Origin of the sequence: Zwartia panacis (genome assembly GCF_030410395.1) — a bacterium.
GTDB lineage: Bacteria > Pseudomonadota > Gammaproteobacteria > Burkholderiales > Burkholderiaceae_B > Zwartia > Zwartia panacis.
In genome coordinates this window covers 34,645-50,623 of sequence record NZ_JAUHHF010000002.1, presented here as the reverse complement: position 1 = coordinate 50,623, position 15,979 = coordinate 34,645, and the positions used below count along the sequence as shown (strand labels likewise).

Here is a 15,979-nt window from a genome sequence, read left to right as displayed (position 1 = left end):
CTGTCGTGCGCGTTGACTCAAAACACAACAGGCATTGGCGTCCAAGTGGACTCTGAATCATCTTCAGGCAACTGAGAGCCACCGGCGTATCCCGTTTGCCAGACCTGTCCGTCATCCATGAGTAGCGCAATACCTTGCTGGCTACTAGTACCTAGTGCACAGATATCTGTGACCAGACGGTTGCCCGTCAGCATGATGTTTACAGAGGATCGGGTGTTGGTGTCGCCTACTCCCAGCGCGCCGTTGCCGTTGTAGCCCCAGACTTTGACTTGGCCGTTGGTAAGTAGGGCTGCACCAAAGTTGTAAGTACCTGAGCCTCCGCGGATTGCTTTGACCAGGGTTCCACCGAGAGGGATTTGCGTAAATGTGGCAGAGTTTGTGCCTGCTGGTGTGACGCCATTTGCCCAGTACTCCCCATAACCACATGCCCAGAGTGTGTTGTCTGTTTTCTTAATGTATGTGACCGGGTAGTCGTACCCTCCAAGGTAGGCATCTGCAACGCCAGTACCTACCGCTAAAACAGGTGTTAACTGTTGGGCGTAATTGCCATTGCCAAGTTGCCCGTATGCGTTCGTTCCCCACGCATGCAAATTGCCTAAGCTATCAAGTGCCATGGCGTAGTTTTGTCCGGCAAACACCTTGACAACTGCTTTCCCACTGAGTGATCCGCCCGATCGGGGCATGGAAATGGTGGAGTTGGTGGTCGTGCCATCGCCTAATTGTCCGTCACCGTTATATCCCCACGAGTAAAGGGTTCCATCATTTTTCACTGCATAACAGGACTGATACGCTTCGCGACCAGCGGCAATTTGGGTAATGCCAGAGAGCACGGGCAGTTGCACAAAACGTGAACGATAGGTCGTATCACCGTGACCCAGTTGTCCATAACCGTTGTAGCCACAGGAGTGAACAGTGCCGTCACTACACAGCACCAGAGAGCTATTGGCATTTTGCTCGCCGCACGCAAGTGCTACTTGTGTGACTGTTTTTCCATAAATAGAGTTGGCTGAATCAGCGCTTGCGTTAAACGGCACGCGTTGCACAGCGGTGTTGCCATTGGCACACTGCCCGTAATCGTTGTAGCCCCAGATCCAGAGCTGACCGTTATTGTCGATGCAGTAGGTGTGAGTCTGTGCCGTGTAATAAAGTTTGGATGCCCCGGGAAAGCCCGGTGGAAACGCTGCGCGCGCGGGGTAAGAGCGCGAATACTCGGTTCCGTCTCCAATCCTAAAATTTGAGTTTTGCCCCCAAGCGCGCACGCTCCCATCGGTCATGATGACACCCATCGTGCGGTACAGGTTCGATTGGGTATTGGCCGTGTTTTCTGGAAACCTTAATGCCTTGGTACCGGAGCGGATTTCAGGTGTTGCCCACACAGGCAGACCCGTTGGGCCAACCGTTAAGACTTGCCCAAGTGCGCCCGCAGGCAGTGCCACGAGTCCCGAGCCATTGTTATAGATAATTTGCCCGGAACTATTTGAAATCCCAGCGGTTCCCTGCGCAAAGAGGTCCCAGGCAGCCGAAGCGTCCGTGGGTGTCACCCCCATCGTGTTATCCAGCACGCAGACAAAACTGTCTCCGTTATAGGAAACAACATCTTGCTTCATATAGGTGCTACTGGCGTTGTAAGTCGATCGCCACGTGAAGGCGACTTTCCCAAGAGATATGGTTGTCATGTCTCGATTCCTTTAAAAAATGACGGGTGAGGGGGCAAAACGACTTTCCTGATCGTCATCGCCGTCCATGGAGTGCGCGCCGTACCCGTTGACCATGACCTGACCGTCAGAGGTCAGGCAATAAAGGGCACCCGAGCCTGCACCGAAATATCCTGAGACGCTAAAGTCAACGACCGTTTTGTCCAGTAGCAAAAAGGAGTTCGGCGCGTTCGGCGTGAGGTTATTGCCATTGCCAACCTGTCCAGAGCCACCAAAGCCCCAGACCACAACTTTTCCATCGCTTCGCAAAGCCACAGCGGTCTGATAAGTGGAATAGCCATAGAGACGAAGTTTTGTGACATTGGTGAGGTAACTTGCACCCAGTGTTTCCCAGGTTGTTCTAGAGATGCCGGAACTGCCACCAATGTATTGACCGTTGTATCCAGTCCACTTCACTGTTCCGTCATTCATGAGTGCAAGACTCATGTGATAACCCGCAGCAACGGCCTGCGCGTCTTTGACGCCATCCAGGCACTTGATTGGAAATATCGTATTTCCCTGAAACGATGCAGGACCGTAGCCAATGCCAAAGCCGTCTCCGACATAACCGCCCTGATCACCCCACATCCAGAGCTCGCCATTGTCAAGCACTGCACCGTACCGACGGTAGGTGCCAGCACCTTCCCATGTGCCTGGCGTCTCGCAGGAGAAGATCTTTTTAACGGTTTTATTCCAACCCCAAGGCATGACGGGCTGATGGGTAGATGCGTTTGAGGTCAGAAGCGAGGAGTTCGTCTCGCCTGCCGCATACAAAATACCGTTGGTACCAATCAAAAAGGAGGCCGCGTAAATGCCTCCTGTGACATAGATGTCTTTGATTGGGGTTGTGACAGACATGGGGACTAGCTTTGGCACGTTTTGGTTCGTGCTGTTGCCATTGCCCAGTTGGCCGTATTGGTTATAGCCCCAGGAGTAGACGCGCCCCTGATTGTCTAGCAACCAGACTGACGGGTAGCCGTGGTAGCAGCGACCGATATAAATCTTTTTAACAATTGTGTTCGAACCAAGATCACCAAACCCATTAATTTTCTGTGGCACCGGGACGTAGCTCGTCGTATTGCGACCAGACATCGTGTCGCCCTGATTGGAGCCGGAGTGCCATACTGCACCACTCGCATCGAGGTAATAAGTATCGTTAAAGGCAGAAATCACCTGCGTAATGCGAGGGGTGCCTGGAGGGAAAGCCACGGTTGAGGGAAAGGTGTAGTTCCAGGCAGGATCGCCTCCGTAGACGCCCGTACCGGTTTGACCGTACTGGCGCAAGCCCAGCATCCGAACCGAGCCATCGCTTATGATGGATCCCATGTAGTAGTTCGTGACCCCATAGCCTGAGCAACTGGCGCGCTCAGTTGACATGAGTGCTGTGGCAATAGTGCCGTTTCTACCACCCATGAATCGGAACTCCATCCCACTTGCGCCGTTTGAGTGCAGCACCATATTGGCGAGCCCACCAACTGAAACCCCGCCCGTCAAAACATGACCTGCAAGCACTGCATCCTGTTGACCTAAAGCAAAGGGGGTTGCTACGCCATTACGCATCACATAGGCACCACCATCTTTGTAGACCACGTCATTGTTCAGGTAGCTCAGGTACGGGGAGTACACCCCTTTCCAGCGATAGCCCAAATTGTTAATTTCTATATTCATAGGGCAATCACCAGTTCATTGTTGTTAATCGAGAAGGTCAGGTTTTCAGCAATAAGCCAGCTCACAAAATTAGAGGCGGCAAAGCTTCCCGTTTTGGCATCCGTGAACATGAGCTCAGAACCATCTGCTGAAAGGGCAAATCCATAAAGTCTCGGTAAGGCGGCAGACTCAAAGAGCGCGTAGCCCGTCTCCGTTGCGTTGACCTTGAGCACTTTGAGTGCCTGCCCAATAAGCGAAGATGGCATGTGCGTGGCGCTCACCGCTGAAGCTGCCTCAAGTGCACTTTGTGCGGCTGCAGTTTCACTCGTGTGAGCGTTGATTGCGCTTTGTGATGCTTGTGCCGCACTGGTCAAGGCACTCGCAGCACTGGCGGTAGCACTTGTTGCTTTAGTTGTTGCAAGCGTCGCACTTGCCGCAGCTGAGCTTGCACTGGTGTTTGCATTTGTTGCACTCGTGGCAGCAGTTGCTTGATTTGAAGCCGCTGCCGCTGCTTGTGCATCAACAAGCTCGGCAACATCATTTGTTTCAGAAACAAAGGCATCTAGCGCACCGATCAGTGCGAAAGCCTTACGGTTAAATTCCGAGGCTCCGTCTGTCGGAAGCGGCGCGGATGGAAGTGCGGTGATAGACATCAGGTCAAACCCTCAATTTCTAATTCAAAGTCTGCGTAGTCGGGGTAACTAATCAGCGCCTCAAAGTTTTTATAAAATCCAAAGATCGTGGTGGACTCGTATTCAGTGCTCCCAATCCACAAGCATGGTGTAGCCCGTATTTCGGTGAGGAATAACTGAAACGCATCGACCTCACTTTTTTCAATCAACAGATTGAAATTGGCGCGCTTAGCAAAGGCTCGACGCACGAGAATCGTGTCGCCAAAGTCATTCGTTTCTTTTCGCGAATAGTCCTGGATCCCAACGCGCGCGCCAAGCTGAACACCCAGCCCAAAGGAGCGCTCTTGGCCGATGAGCAGTACGCCCACAGAAAGCTCTGAGCCGCCGAGCAATTCAAACTTGATCACGCAATCGCCGTAAGAAGGTAAGTCAGTTTGAATATCTTGGGTCGGAACGGTGCGAGCGCTATAGAACCAGGACCACCAGTCAGAGCCCGTCGGAAGGGCCGAGAGATCAATGCTTTTGAAATACACCACCTCAAGTGCGCCGGAGATTGCGCTATACATCGTGACTCTAATTTCGGTCGCGTTGTAAAGATTTAGCGCAGCTATTGTGTTGATCACCTGCCCAGGCTCCAACACATAGGTGATGTTATTTGGCTGTGCAGTAGAGGTACTGACCGAGGTGTCAAAGAGCGCCCATCTGTTGGTGGGTGAGACTTCGATCCACCAGAGAGGTTCGGACAAGGGGTTCTTATTCAGATTGACGGCTTTCAGGCTTTCGTACACTTTATGCGTGCTGGTGAGCATGACGCGCGCACCTAGCGCGTAAGTGGTGGAGGCACCCCACGCTGGGTACACAGACTCGGGGACGTTAGTTATCGGAGCTGTAGTGGATGAACCGTTACTTGCGACATGCACCATGGCATCGGTTATCTTGATCGGGTTGACCACGACAAGTGCGTTAGGATCAGAACTCATGCGCTCACCACCCTTTGCTCAGGCATCCCATCTCCATCCCAGCGCTCAAGTAACCGGGTCATCCGAGCTTGAAGCTGCACCACTGAGCGGGCTTGTGCCCGATTGTCTTCACGCAAACTACGCAGTTCTTCAGCTATTTTGCTGCCCCCCGTGAGCAGTCCACTAGTTTGCTCAGCGGTGTAGACCATGCCTGGGTTCTTAAAGTTGATTAGTTCGGGACCGTGCTCACCCACCATGGCCAAACCGCCTGGGTAGAAGCCACCGGTTGCATAGCCGCGGGCTTGGTACTCTTGACTACCAAGAATGCCTTGCTGCACCTCGGAAAGACTTAAGCTGCTGCCTACCCAGTTTGCGAGGCCACCTGAGTCGGGTTCGCGCCCCAACAGATCTCGATACATCTGTGTAATTGATGACTCGCGGTTATTGGGTGACTCAGCGCTCGCGCTATTTGCTGCAGCACTTGCCGCAGCCCGTTCTGCGGCAATAGATACGCCGAGCACCGCCATGGCTTGTGCCACAGAAATGACTGAGGCGTTTACACCTCTGAGCTCATTGATTTGCAGCTGTGCGTACTGAAGCTGCGAGTCGTAATAGGATCGGGTGCGCTCAACCTCCGCGTCATACTGGGCTTGCGCCTGAGCGGTTTGAGCCTCAAGTGTGGCAAGTTGGTTTTCTGCAATGACGAGTTGTTGTTGCGCAAAGGACATCTGCTCTGCGCCAATGACTTGCAAGGCCTGAAGATCAGTTGCGACCTTCAAATTAGCCTTACGCATTTCAAAGGCTGACTCATAGTTATCGGCAGATAGCCCTGACATCGCAGCGTCAATAGCGTCCGATAATGCATTCTGATCAGGCAAGTAGCCCGTGCTCTTGGCAGCCTCGAGCGCTTGGGTGATAAAAGCTGCCCCTTGCGCAGGGGTTTGACCTAAGCCTGCGATCTGCAAAATATCTTTGATCTTGCCACCCAGCAGATCAAAAACCCCCTGAATAGCGGAGATGCTTTCTGAGGCTACTTGTTTGATCGCCTCAGCAGCCTTCTTTTGCTGCTCAAGATTCTTGTTTAATGCATCGAATCTATCGGAGAGTCTTTTGAGCGTTGACTCTAATTCATTACTGATGGCACTCTGCACCCCTGCGAAAGCCTGATCCGTCATGCTTGAGAGTTGTTCAAGGGAAATGACTGAGTTATTTATCGCCTGCGTGACGGTTTCAATGGCTGTGGCCTGATCCTGACTTGCCGCAGTTTGTACGCGACTAGCGATTGTTTGTTTACTGCTGGCCTGAGCGGCCTGGATCGTTTGTTGTGCAAGCTGATCGCTTGCCGTGACCAGTTCGTTAAACGAGGGGGCAAGTTGTAGAAGGTTTGCTAATAGCTGATTGTTACCAGCGGCACGGGCAGACTCGACTAAGGCACGAAAAGCTTGCTTGGTTTGAGGCAGAGCAAACCCGAGTTGTGCAAAGACCTTTGTGAGTTGCTCGGTGGTTTTTGCCACACGCTCTTGGGTGCTGTAGAAATTCTGATAGTAGTAGTCTGTTGTTTTGACGAACTGCTCAACACCACCAAATAGCTCAACGAGCTTGCTTGCCGCATCGGCGCCGTAGACGCTCGTCTCCATGAGACTAATATTCAGCGTATCAAACACACTGTTTACGGTATTTAGGCTCGTTGCAAGTCTGGTAAGTGTTGCGCCCGCCTGCTCACCCTCGCGTTGCACCGCACCGATCTCGCTTGTGGCAAACGACGCTAACGCATTCCCGTAGGCTGCAATAATTTCATTGATCTTCTTTTGAGCGTCCTCGGCAGACAAGCCCTTGAGACTTTGTTTGACCTCAAAGCTAAAGTCGGCAATGTTTAGTGCGGGTAACTTCAGAATATCTGCGTATTGTTTGACTTTTAGGGCAGTGAGTCCCACCGCGTTATCAAAGTACTTCTGGATTTTGGCATCGACCTGAGTGATCTCGGTACCACTATCGCCACCGCTAAACCACCCGCCGGATTTGCTCCACTCTTCGTAGGCATCGACGGTGGTTTTCATGGCGTTAAAGCGCACGCTAATACCCGTGTCCTCGACTTCCTTCTTGCCAGTCCCGAAGGCCGCGTTGACCAGGCCACCCACGACACCACCTATGGCTGCGCCCAGCGGCCCACCCACCATGGCACCAATCGCAGTACCACCACCAACCGTCAGCCACGAACTTCCGCCAACAGCTTTACCGCCCGAGATTAGGTTTCCAAGGCCAAGCCCTGCACCAATACCACCCACGTAGGAAGCGACGCTCCCGATCGTGCCAGCCGCCTCCATCATTGAAAGCCCAGCGCTTTGCATGGCACCCCCGGCTTCAGCCGTCATAAAAGCGGTAGCACCGACTTCAGACACAAAGCTCGTGACCGTGGCCCCCAAGCTTGTAAAGCCGCCGGTAACCATTTCATAAGCAGTTTTGAGGGTGCTCGCAGCACTCGTGAGCCCAAGTGAGTTTGAAACGGATCCACCTGAAACGGCTACCTCAGATGTACCATCTGCGCTTGCAGCGGCAGCGGTTAAAGCGCTCGAAGTGAAGGCGCCAACAAATCCCTTGATAATGGGCTGCAGCACAGGGCGCAAGACCATAGTCTTAAACATATTGACCAGAAACTCTTTGGCGTTTAAGCCCCCCTGCATAAGTGCATCAGTCAGGCTTTGCCCAATCTGGTTGTTAATACTCTTGATCTCGTCGGCAAACTCCTGCTCGGTCTTAAGGCGATCAGCTGTCGCTTTCTCTGCAGCTTTTTTCCGATCTTCTTCGATCTTTTTATTGCTATCAATAATTGACTGCACGGCTTGTTGATCGAGCAAAGCGGCGCTGTAGGAATCAGCGTATTTTTTCCATTCCTCTGAGCCCTCTTTGATGCCGGCATTTTGAAGCTTTTGCAGAAAGATAGTCTGTTCTTTCTGCACGTTGCCCATGGTGAGTGCCTCGGTATCGAACTTGAGCTGTACGATCTCATCCTCGATGGCTTTGATACTGCGCAGTCTTTCCTCGGCCAGACGCTTGGCTTCGCTTTGTGCGAGTTTGGCTGCTGCCTGCGCATCTTGCTCGGTTTTAATACGCGCCCGCGTCGCCTCGTTTTGAGCCACGATGGCTTCGATCTTTGGTAAATACTCATCTAAAGCAGAGGAACCTGCTCGGATACCAATTTCCTCTAGCTTTCGCAGTGCAATCGATTTCTCGCGCTCCCCGTTGGTCATCCCCATCAGGAGCGACTCATGCTCCATGTTGGCGATGAGCTCATCAGCCGACATTTTCATCTTGTTATAAGCAAGGATGTGGCTATCTGTTGCCGCTGTGGCTTCTTTGCTCGCTTTGGCTTGCGCGGAGATTTCCTGATTCAGTCTGAATTGCGAGAACTCGAGCTTTTTCTTAACCGTGGCTAACGCCTCTTCCAGAGCTCTCGTATCTGAGTTTGACTGGTTATATTTTTGAATCTTTTGCTCCAGGTAGGCGACTTCTTCGGTATAGCTTTTGACACCTTCCTCAAGCGTGCCAAAGGGATTCATGGTGCCAAAGGTCACTAAGGCATTCCAGAAACCGCCGGCAATCTTTGTGGCTGCGGACATTTCCTCCATCGCATCAACCACAGAAGATAAGAACGGGCCTGCAAGGGTGAGTGCCGCGCCCTGAGAGCGCATGGCCAAAATATCTAACTGATCGTTAAACTTTGCTGCGTTGTCGATAACCTCTGGGGTGACGCCTGACAAGGCGATCCCTTCCTCAATGAGGCGTTGGATACCATCTGCACCTTCGGCGAGCAAGGGAGCAACTCCTTGCCAGGATTTTCCTAAGGCCTCGGCTGCAAGAGCCGCGCGTTGCTGTGGATCCTCTGTTTTTGCAAAGATTGTTGCCAGTTCTTTAAAGGCTTCGACCGGATCTTTGGCGCTAATGCCAAGCGCCTGATATTTGGCTGCGTTACCACTGATTGAGACAGATAACTTGTTGATTGCGCTCGCAGTATCCTCAAGCGTAGTCCCTGAAAGTTTGGCCGCATACTGCAAACCATAAAGGGTTGTACCGGCAATCCCTGAGGCGTGACTCAAATCATTGATCTTGTCTGCAGCATCAATGGCTCCCTTTATCCAATTCGCAAAGGCCATTACTGAGAAACCAACACCAATCGCACCTAGTGCCTTGGTGGCCATGTCGGCACTCTTTCGAATGTCGGTCATTACGCGATCAACGGTTCTGCGTGCCGAGTCCATGTCAGTCTTGAGCCGCGCGACATCGGCTGCCATCTGAATGACAAGATTTGCGACTTGCATGATTAACCTTTAGGACCTGATGAAGACAAGATGAATGCTTTGAACTGGCTCACAACTTTCCTTTGAACTAAGTCTCGATCAAACTGACTGACCGGATCTCCGAAAGGCGGTGGGCACTCGGCTTTGGCGCCAGCCCGAAGGCTACTGATGTAATGAGCAGACATTTCACGCAAGACACTAAACTCCCACGGTGCTAGCGCAATGCCACTGCCTTGTTGCCAAGCAATAACCTCGAGTGCACTTAATCTGACAGGCCCCATGGCCCCCATCCCGACTAGGCCCAGGTCTTGCCAGTAGCGCAGTAGATACACAGACTCGCCAACCTCAGGCAAAACAGGTTCACCACCCACAGCAATGATCCGCTCTGCACGATTTGGCTGTTCCTCGTCTTGTAGTGGGACATTTTTTTGTTGAGTATTTTTCTCTTGCGGTGTGGAGTGCATCCAGCCCAATTGCCGGGCATAGAGAATCAGGCTTTCTCGCCAGGTCCAAAGAAGTTTCCCGTATCACCCACGAAGGTACGTACCTGATCAGCGATGTACTTGAGCTTTGGCTCGCGATAGACCGCCTCAACCCCACCGGGATATGGGAAGTTTTCAATCCGTTCTGTTATGGCTACTAAGAACTTGGCGTCGGCATCTTTATCCTCAGCTTCCTTTTTGTTTTTATTGCCAATGGCAGCCATTACTCGCTTGGCGGCCTCTTTTTGCATAGCCTCGTTTGCTTTAGTGAAGCGAACGGTAGCCGGGCCATAGACATGTACGCGCACAGGCTCACCCTGGTAGAGCATCGGCTCGCCATCGGGCAGGTCTAGTGCGACGACGGAGGTTTCGGCAAGAAAGAAGTCTGAGAAATCTTCGGTTTTGGTCATTAGTTTTCCTTGATCGGTTAGAGAGAGATTCAAGCCTGCGTTCTTCGGTTGGCGAGGTAATTGCAAACTAACGCTAACTTGACCCTTGGGCACAGTCATCAGGCCGAGAGTTCTTCAACGATGCCCGTACCATTAGCGCTCGTGGTGACTTCAAGTGAGCATGAGGCTGTCGTGATGCTGTCCACCGAACCAATGTTGACTTTCCAAGACATGACTTTGGCTTGAAAGAAATATTTATCACCGTTCTGCGTTTCCACACGGAACGTGTAGTTGTTATCCGAGAGACTTGCCGCCTTCATTAGGATTTGGCCTGCGTCATCCGTATCCAGACCAATCGATAGTGTGATTGATCCCTCATTAAAGGAGCCTTTAAACTTTTGTGTGCCACGCGAGCCAACCGGCTGATGTGTAACAAGCGAATACTCGCGCCCAAACTCACCGAGATCTGTGATTTCTCCCACTGGGGTATAGGTAAGCGCTGCATAGCCTGTTGCATCAAAAGAGGCTGGAATAGCCGCCGATACTTTAAAAATGGTCCCTGCACTGGTACGAACTGTCATGGTAACGACCTCATAAAAAAACCTTACTTGCGGGCTAGAAATAAAAAATTCCGCACCAGATGCTGACTGCGGACAAGGGGAATTTTGAAATATTGACTAGTAGTGTTAGTCAGTAGGAGCTTCTATGTAATGCAACAAATAATCGTAGGGTTGAGTCCAGACACCTGCCTCAAGATCTTTTTCGACTGGCCCCATCATTTCGAGCCGACAGGAAATCACCAATTGCCCGTTAAAGCTCACCTGGTGCTTAAAATCAAGTGCTACGCGCACCGCCTCATGGATGGCTTTTACACTCCCAATCGTTGTGGCAAGCGGATTGATTTGTACTCGCGCTTGTGCGCGTTGTGGGCCCAGGTGATAGGCCACATTGGGTGCTGGTTTACTATCAATCAGGGTGTAGACAAGCGCAGGCATCGCGGTGTTTTGGGGTAGCTGCGCCAAAGCTCTGCGTGACCCAACTAAGGCAACAATCTCAGATGTATCAAGCATGGCTGCCACAATTAGCTCTGCGCTCATTGGTTTACCTTTTTGATCTCGCGAGGTAATCGTGTACGAATGTAGTCTGCAAAGGCAAGCACTGCACGTTCATTATTTGCATCGAAAGCACTACGCATAAATGACTGTGGCTTGATCCCGGGGTGTACGATGACCTCTCGCATGAGTCCCGAAAAAAATAGACTCTTTCTGTATTTGGGTCTGATTTCGTAGGGTTGCTTCTTGGACGTTGTGCCATGGCCAGCATAAAAGCTACCAGTTCCGAATTCAATTAAGTGAGCGTACCAGGCCTCTTTATTGCCTGCGATCAGGTTGGCACGCACCCAACCATACTTTTTTTCACTCTTTCTAACAAAACGAACACGGATGCTCTTTTGTAGCGCGCCCGTATGAATGTTTCCGTTGGCGGCGAGTGTTTTCTTGGCTGCAGCGCCAATCACGTTTTGACCCGCCCGCATCGCTCCGCGGATAACATTACCCTCAATTTTGGCAGGCAAGGTTTTGAGTAATTCATCAAGCTCTTTGAGCCCGAGAACTTCTAGAGTTGTTTCGGTAGCCATCTCAACATCTCCTGTAGCATTGGGTTACTCACGGTCTAGTCCTTCTGAGGCTAGGAGCGTGAGTAGCACGTTGCTTTCGTCTTCATTCAGTACCGCGTGAAGGTTAAAGACACGGCCCTTGTAGCAGGCGCGATAGCCCACGACCTGCTTGATATCGGCAAGTAAGGGCTGATAACGCACCGTGAGTTGATGCGAGACTTCGCTTGCTAGTTGTCGTGCGCTTACCAACTCGCGCCCAGTTAGGGGCTGAATGCCTGCCCAGACGGTCATTACCTCAACCCACCCTGGCACGACACTACCGTATGCGTCGAGCTCAGTGTTCGGGCGCTTGACTACGACACGACAATTCAACTGACCTGCGCTCAACACGCTCATACGAAGGGGACCTTGAAGGAATCAAGCAAACCGTCTATAAATGGCAACGGGTCAATTCGCCCACGACTGAGCACAGACATCTCTTCACGATGGGCATATAAACTTCCCACCCTTAGTTTGATCCAGCTCTTAAGCCCTTCAGGTACGTCCGAGGCCGAACCGTAGCCTGCATCGAACGTGACCCTCACCGCGCCAATTTGCGGCAAACTCACGGGCCAGGTCGCACCAAATATCGGAGTGATGCGAGCTGGTTCGCAAGCGGCATCCAAAGTGTAGAGATTGGATTCGAGTGTTTGCTGCAGACCACCCATATCCAGATACTGAATGGAAACGACCGCTTGCACGGGACACTTAAACAATAGAAACGCGTGGTCTGGCAGAGAAAAGCTATCCTCAGGCGAGCACGCCATACCGTGTGGCACGGGAAACCGGTCAAGCACCAGCCTCCAGCGCGCCGTGATGAACTGCCGCCCAGTGAGGGTCTCGGCTGCCTGACGAGCTGCAGAGATAAGCGCTAGGATCAACGCATCATCTTCGTCAAAATCCACCCGCAAGTGAAGCTTTGCCTCAGCAAGAGATACTGGCTCCTCTGAGGGTGGAGTGAGTAATTGCAAAGCCATCACTTAGTGCTCAAAGAACCTGAATAACTTCAGCCTGGTTGGCAGCGTCAGCTGGGCTGTAAAGCGGATTAACACCCAGAATCTGAGCACTGATCTGTGAGGCTGCTACTCCAACTGTCACGGAAAGTCGAACAAAGGCGTAGTCGTTAGCCAGATCAAAGTTATCAGGACAAAAGTTAATCAGCGCCTGCTTGTTTTCACCGGTTGCTTTAACAATTTGCGTGAGCGCCTTACCCACGACGTCCTTGGCACCTGTGCCAGTGGCGTCTTTAGCTTGCTGCAACTTTGCTTCAACCGTTGAATTGGTGCCAAGGCTACCGGTTTGCACGATCGCTAAGAGATCGTGAAACTCGGTCATGGACACCCATTCAGTTGTGGCGGTGCCAGCCGCCTGCGAGGCTGGGTCAAGGGTTGCAAGAATCGCGAGTAACTCGCTACCTTTTGCATTGGGATACATGATGTAACTCCTAGGTTGTGAGGTGAAGAGACTGCAGAACGCTTAGCGTGCACCGAGTTGAATAAAGGGCGACATGGTGGTACTTCCCTTGGCAGGCGCGATCGGAGTCGTGATCTTTGACTGGCCATCCATACGGAAGGTTGTGCGAAACGCGGTGAGATCGGCATCAAAATACAAATGCATCGAGGTCGCGGTCTGCATACCACCCGCCTTAGTGATGGTCTGGTAGTACTTGAGATCGACCAGCAAGATGTCACCCTGCGCCGAGAAGGTATTGGCATGCTGCGAGACAAAGACCGGACGCCCTAAGAGCGTGCCGTAGGGCGAGACTTGCATGCCACCCACGGTCAACCCCGTTGGGATGTAAATTGGATAATTGCCGAGGGTCAGAGTAAAGAGCGCAGGCAACACATCGTTATTCACAATCCAGACCGAGTTTGCGAAGGAACCCGCAGGCAGGCGCGAAATCATCTTGGCCAGATTCTGCGGTACAAGGGTTTGTGTGGCTTGACCGGACTCTTTAGCAACAGTGATTGTGGCACCTGCACTTAAGGCTCCAACAGGTACGCCATTACCTGCACCAAAGAGGATGGACTCGTTGGTTTTCCAGCGAATTGAGAGCGCAACTTTCTCAGGAAGGTAGCTGGTCAGTGCGTTGGCATCATCGAGCAGCTCATCGGTCGTTGGCACTAAGGCCATTAGTTTCTTCAGTCGCAGAGTCGAGAGTCCGAGCACTGGTTTTGTGGCCACCGCTGCACCGGCTTCACCCTGCCAGTAGGCACGGATACCGTTGGTACCCCAGGGCGTTGTTTCGTCCTTAGGGAAAGCCATGCTATTGCCGGTGATCTCGACATTGTCGGTCAGAGGCAGCAGGGAGTCCTCGCCCAAAGACAATTTAAAGATCTCTTGTGAGAATTGGGGAGGCACAAGAAAGCCACCATCCTGACCTGAGGACTCATTGCTAAATGAACCGGGTAAGGCTGCGCCACGTGAACCGCCACCAATCAGCAAGCGTTCGTCGAGTGATTTGCCAGGTTTTTCAGCCTGGTAGACCGCTTGCATGAATTCCCCCGCAGTGCGAAAGCCGTGCAGAGGATCCAGCTCACGGTTATCCGAGACGCTTGGCCCGGCGATTGTTGCCAGACCAATACGTGACTCGTCCGCGATTAATGCAGCTTCGCGGTCGATAGCTGTGGATGCAGCGTCAATTCGAGCACGCAAGGCTTCGAAGACTGTGACCTCCTCATCGGTCATGTCGCGATCTTGGGATGCGACCAGGTCAGTCAACGCGCGAGCCTCTTTGACGAGCGCAGTTTTGCGGGCCTGATGCTCGCGAAGTTGTTTACTCATTTTTGAATCTCCAAAAAGAAAAACCCGCACTAGGCGGGTGAATGGGTAATACAGATAGAAAATTAGTGGCAGTGTCAGTGTTGTGGAGGATTCCTCCACAACGGGTGGTTGAGGTGTCCTTGAATATCTAAACGAGGGGAAAATTTCGAGAATCGCTTGCAATCAAAGACGGGGCGAGCTGTGATAATTTAGACGGTTTATACGCTCCAATCGACTTTACAACGAGTGATTTCAAGCTGCTATTGATAACTTACTTACCCATTACTTAAAAGCTCAAGATGCATTAGTCGCGCACATCACATGAATTTTAATAACTGAAATTTGATCTCAACTCCCCTAAAACCAACATAATTCTTACTGCGAGGTAATGGAGAAGATTTGATATGTATATATTTGTTGATGAGTCTGGAACCTTTACCCATTCAACTAAACTTGACTCGTGGTGTGTTGTTGCTGCTTACGTAACACCTGAACATAGAAGGAAAGAAGTTGAGGCACTGATTCGTCAAACGAGATCTATCGGAAATAGCGGCGCGGAGACTAAACGAAAGAATCTTTCTGATGATCAATATATTTGGTTTCTAACAGAGATTCGAAAACTGGACGGCTTAGCATTCGCAGTAGCGGTCGACGTAGGACTGCACCGCCCAGAGGCACTTATCCATCATAGGAATAGGCAGGCTGATAAGATCGTTGAACACAGGGATAAGATGATTCATGAATCAGGACGACAAAGTCTTGATGCCTTGTCGCATGAAATTCGTGATCTGCCACCTCAGCTTTACACTCAGTTGATTTGTCAATTAGAACTATTTCACAATATCTTGAAAAGGGCGCCATTATATTTTGTACAACGACATCCTCCAGCACTAGGCCACTTTAGATGGCGGTTAGATCGAAAAGCAAAAGTTCCCACTGCGTACGAAGAGGCATTTCGCAAAATCCTGCCAGCAGTACTTCAGACGATGTCATTGACGGATCCAATGATCATGTTGGTGGGTTCTAACTATCGTCACTTTTCTCGATTTGATTATGAACCTGGAGAGGAGCCAACGTACTTGAAAGATACGTACGGAATGAAAAGCGGAGAAGGCTCAAATATTGGCAAGATGATTCAAGAAGACTTCAAACTTGTAGATTCGAACACTACTCCTGGAGTTCAAGTAGCAGATCTTCTCGCAGGGGGCATTCGACGTTTACTGCGCGGCGAATGCCAAGAAGAGCAAAAAATTGCTTTATTGCTAGGTTCTAACATGGTGCAACAGCTAAAACATGAAATCCCAATCGGCATGATCAGCCTAGACCAATCTGCCGTCGCATCTGAGCGGATTAAAAACATTTTTCGTCTAATGTCATCTTCTGGGAGACCAATGCTTACAAAATGAAAAGCAACTCTCAGCAGTCGTGTCCACGAATTACAAGATATCTGTGTGAGTAACATCA

General features: G+C 51.3%; 15 protein-coding genes. 1 reads left to right on the top strand and 14 read right to left on the bottom strand.

What is annotated here, in order from left to right; genetic code table 11:
• Nucleotides 1-17: 17 nt before the first annotated feature.
• The 14 genes from QWY30_RS02715 to QWY30_RS02650 all read right to left on the bottom strand — a co-directional run bounded on the left by QWY30_RS02715 (nucleotide 18) and on the right by QWY30_RS02650 (nucleotide 14,536).
• A complete protein-coding gene (locus tag QWY30_RS02715) occupies nucleotides 18-1,676 on the bottom strand; it encodes an RCC1 domain-containing protein (protein WP_290238026.1) in 1,659 nt (552 codons plus the stop codon).
• A gap of 12 nt (nucleotides 1,677-1,688) precedes the next feature.
• Nucleotides 1,689-3,362 (bottom strand): RCC1 domain-containing protein, encoded by a 1,674-nt coding sequence (locus QWY30_RS02710; protein ID WP_290238024.1) that lies wholly within the window; start codon nucleotides 3,360-3,362, stop codon nucleotides 1,689-1,691.
• Nucleotides 3,359-3,994 (bottom strand): hypothetical protein, encoded by a 636-nt coding sequence (locus QWY30_RS02705; RefSeq protein ID WP_290238022.1) that lies wholly within the window; start codon nucleotides 3,992-3,994, stop codon nucleotides 3,359-3,361. The genes QWY30_RS02710 and QWY30_RS02705 overlap by 4 nt, the downstream gene beginning before the upstream one ends.
• Nucleotides 3,994-4,953 carry a carbohydrate-binding protein gene (locus QWY30_RS02700; protein ID WP_290238020.1) on the bottom strand — a complete coding sequence of 320 codons (960 nt, stop codon included), beginning with the start codon at nucleotides 4,951-4,953 and terminating at the stop codon, nucleotides 3,994-3,996. The genes QWY30_RS02705 and QWY30_RS02700 overlap by 1 nt, the downstream gene beginning before the upstream one ends.
• Nucleotides 4,950-9,248 (bottom strand): hypothetical protein, encoded by a 4,299-nt coding sequence (locus QWY30_RS02695; RefSeq protein ID WP_290238018.1) that lies wholly within the window; start codon nucleotides 9,246-9,248, stop codon nucleotides 4,950-4,952. Before QWY30_RS02695 ends, QWY30_RS02700 begins: the two co-directional genes overlap by 4 nt.
• A gap of 2 nt (nucleotides 9,249-9,250) precedes the next feature.
• On the bottom strand, nucleotides 9,251-9,691 hold the full coding sequence (locus tag QWY30_RS02690) for a hypothetical protein (RefSeq protein WP_290238016.1): 441 nt from the start codon (nucleotides 9,689-9,691) through the stop codon (nucleotides 9,251-9,253).
• A gap of 26 nt (nucleotides 9,692-9,717) precedes the next feature.
• Complete coding sequence (locus tag QWY30_RS02685; protein WP_290238015.1) at nucleotides 9,718-10,119, bottom strand: hypothetical protein; 402 nt, start codon at nucleotides 10,117-10,119, stop codon at nucleotides 9,718-9,720.
• Nucleotides 10,120-10,217: 98 nt separating this feature from the next.
• A complete protein-coding gene (locus QWY30_RS02680; RefSeq protein ID WP_290238014.1) occupies nucleotides 10,218-10,679 on the bottom strand; it encodes a hypothetical protein in 462 nt (153 codons plus the stop codon).
• 105 nt (nucleotides 10,680-10,784) lie between these two features.
• A complete protein-coding gene (gene gp17 / locus QWY30_RS02675; protein WP_290238013.1) occupies nucleotides 10,785-11,195 on the bottom strand; it encodes a tail completion protein gp17 in 411 nt (136 codons plus the stop codon).
• Nucleotides 11,192-11,734, bottom strand: a complete 543-nt coding sequence (locus QWY30_RS02670; RefSeq protein WP_290238011.1) for an HK97-gp10 family putative phage morphogenesis protein — start codon at nucleotides 11,732-11,734, stop codon at nucleotides 11,192-11,194. The genes gp17 and QWY30_RS02670 overlap by 4 nt, the downstream gene beginning before the upstream one ends.
• A gap of 24 nt (nucleotides 11,735-11,758) precedes the next feature.
• On the bottom strand, nucleotides 11,759-12,109 hold the full coding sequence (locus tag QWY30_RS02665) for a phage head closure protein (RefSeq protein WP_290238009.1): 351 nt from the start codon (nucleotides 12,107-12,109) through the stop codon (nucleotides 11,759-11,761).
• Complete coding sequence (locus QWY30_RS02660) at nucleotides 12,106-12,729, bottom strand: head-tail connector protein (RefSeq protein WP_290238007.1); 624 nt, start codon at nucleotides 12,727-12,729, stop codon at nucleotides 12,106-12,108. Before QWY30_RS02660 ends, QWY30_RS02665 begins: the two co-directional genes overlap by 4 nt.
• Nucleotides 12,730-12,739: 10 nt before the next feature.
• Nucleotides 12,740-13,186, bottom strand: a complete 447-nt coding sequence (locus QWY30_RS02655; RefSeq protein WP_290238005.1) for a hypothetical protein — start codon at nucleotides 13,184-13,186, stop codon at nucleotides 12,740-12,742.
• A gap of 42 nt (nucleotides 13,187-13,228) precedes the next feature.
• The gene (locus tag QWY30_RS02650) at nucleotides 13,229-14,536 is read right to left on the bottom strand and encodes a phage major capsid protein (RefSeq protein ID WP_290238003.1); all 1,308 of its coding nucleotides are present in this window, start codon (nucleotides 14,534-14,536) and stop codon (nucleotides 13,229-13,231) included.
• A gap of 383 nt (nucleotides 14,537-14,919) precedes the next feature.
• On the opposite strand from QWY30_RS02650, the gene QWY30_RS02645 reads away from it, so the two are divergent.
• Nucleotides 14,920-15,921 carry a DUF3800 domain-containing protein gene (locus QWY30_RS02645; protein ID WP_290238002.1) on the top strand — a complete coding sequence of 334 codons (1,002 nt, stop codon included), beginning with the start codon at nucleotides 14,920-14,922 and terminating at the stop codon, nucleotides 15,919-15,921.
• The last annotated feature ends 58 nt before the right edge of the window (nucleotides 15,922-15,979 follow it).

Coding starts and splice junctions, on each gene's coding strand:
- QWY30_RS02715 (WP_290238026.1), bottom strand. CDS start 1,676: ATGACAACCATATCTCTTGGGAAAGTCGCCTTCACGTGGCGATCGACT.
- QWY30_RS02710 (WP_290238024.1), bottom strand. CDS start 3,362: ATGAATATAGAAATTAACAATTTGGGCTATCGCTGGAAAGGGGTGTAC.
- QWY30_RS02705 (WP_290238022.1), bottom strand. CDS start 3,994: ATGTCTATCACCGCACTTCCATCCGCGCCGCTTCCGACAGACGGAGCC.
- QWY30_RS02700 (WP_290238020.1), bottom strand. CDS start 4,953: ATGAGTTCTGATCCTAACGCACTTGTCGTGGTCAACCCGATCAAGATA.
- QWY30_RS02695 (WP_290238018.1), bottom strand. CDS start 9,248: ATGCAAGTCGCAAATCTTGTCATTCAGATGGCAGCCGATGTCGCGCGG.
- QWY30_RS02690 (WP_290238016.1), bottom strand. CDS start 9,691: ATGCACTCCACACCGCAAGAGAAAAATACTCAACAAAAAAATGTCCCA.
- QWY30_RS02685 (WP_290238015.1), bottom strand. CDS start 10,119: ATGACCAAAACCGAAGATTTCTCAGACTTCTTTCTTGCCGAAACCTCC.
- QWY30_RS02680 (WP_290238014.1), bottom strand. CDS start 10,679: ATGACAGTTCGTACCAGTGCAGGGACCATTTTTAAAGTATCGGCGGCT.
- gp17 (WP_290238013.1), bottom strand. CDS start 11,195: ATGAGCGCAGAGCTAATTGTGGCAGCCATGCTTGATACATCTGAGATT.
- QWY30_RS02670 (WP_290238011.1), bottom strand. CDS start 11,734: ATGGCTACCGAAACAACTCTAGAAGTTCTCGGGCTCAAAGAGCTTGAT.
- QWY30_RS02665 (WP_290238009.1), bottom strand. CDS start 12,109: ATGAGCGTGTTGAGCGCAGGTCAGTTGAATTGTCGTGTCGTAGTCAAG.
- QWY30_RS02660 (WP_290238007.1), bottom strand. CDS start 12,729: ATGGCTTTGCAATTACTCACTCCACCCTCAGAGGAGCCAGTATCTCTT.
- QWY30_RS02655 (WP_290238005.1), bottom strand. CDS start 13,186: ATGTATCCCAATGCAAAAGGTAGCGAGTTACTCGCGATTCTTGCAACC.
- QWY30_RS02650 (WP_290238003.1), bottom strand. CDS start 14,536: ATGAGTAAACAACTTCGCGAGCATCAGGCCCGCAAAACTGCGCTCGTC.
- QWY30_RS02645 (WP_290238002.1), top strand. CDS start 14,920: ATGTATATATTTGTTGATGAGTCTGGAACCTTTACCCATTCAACTAAA.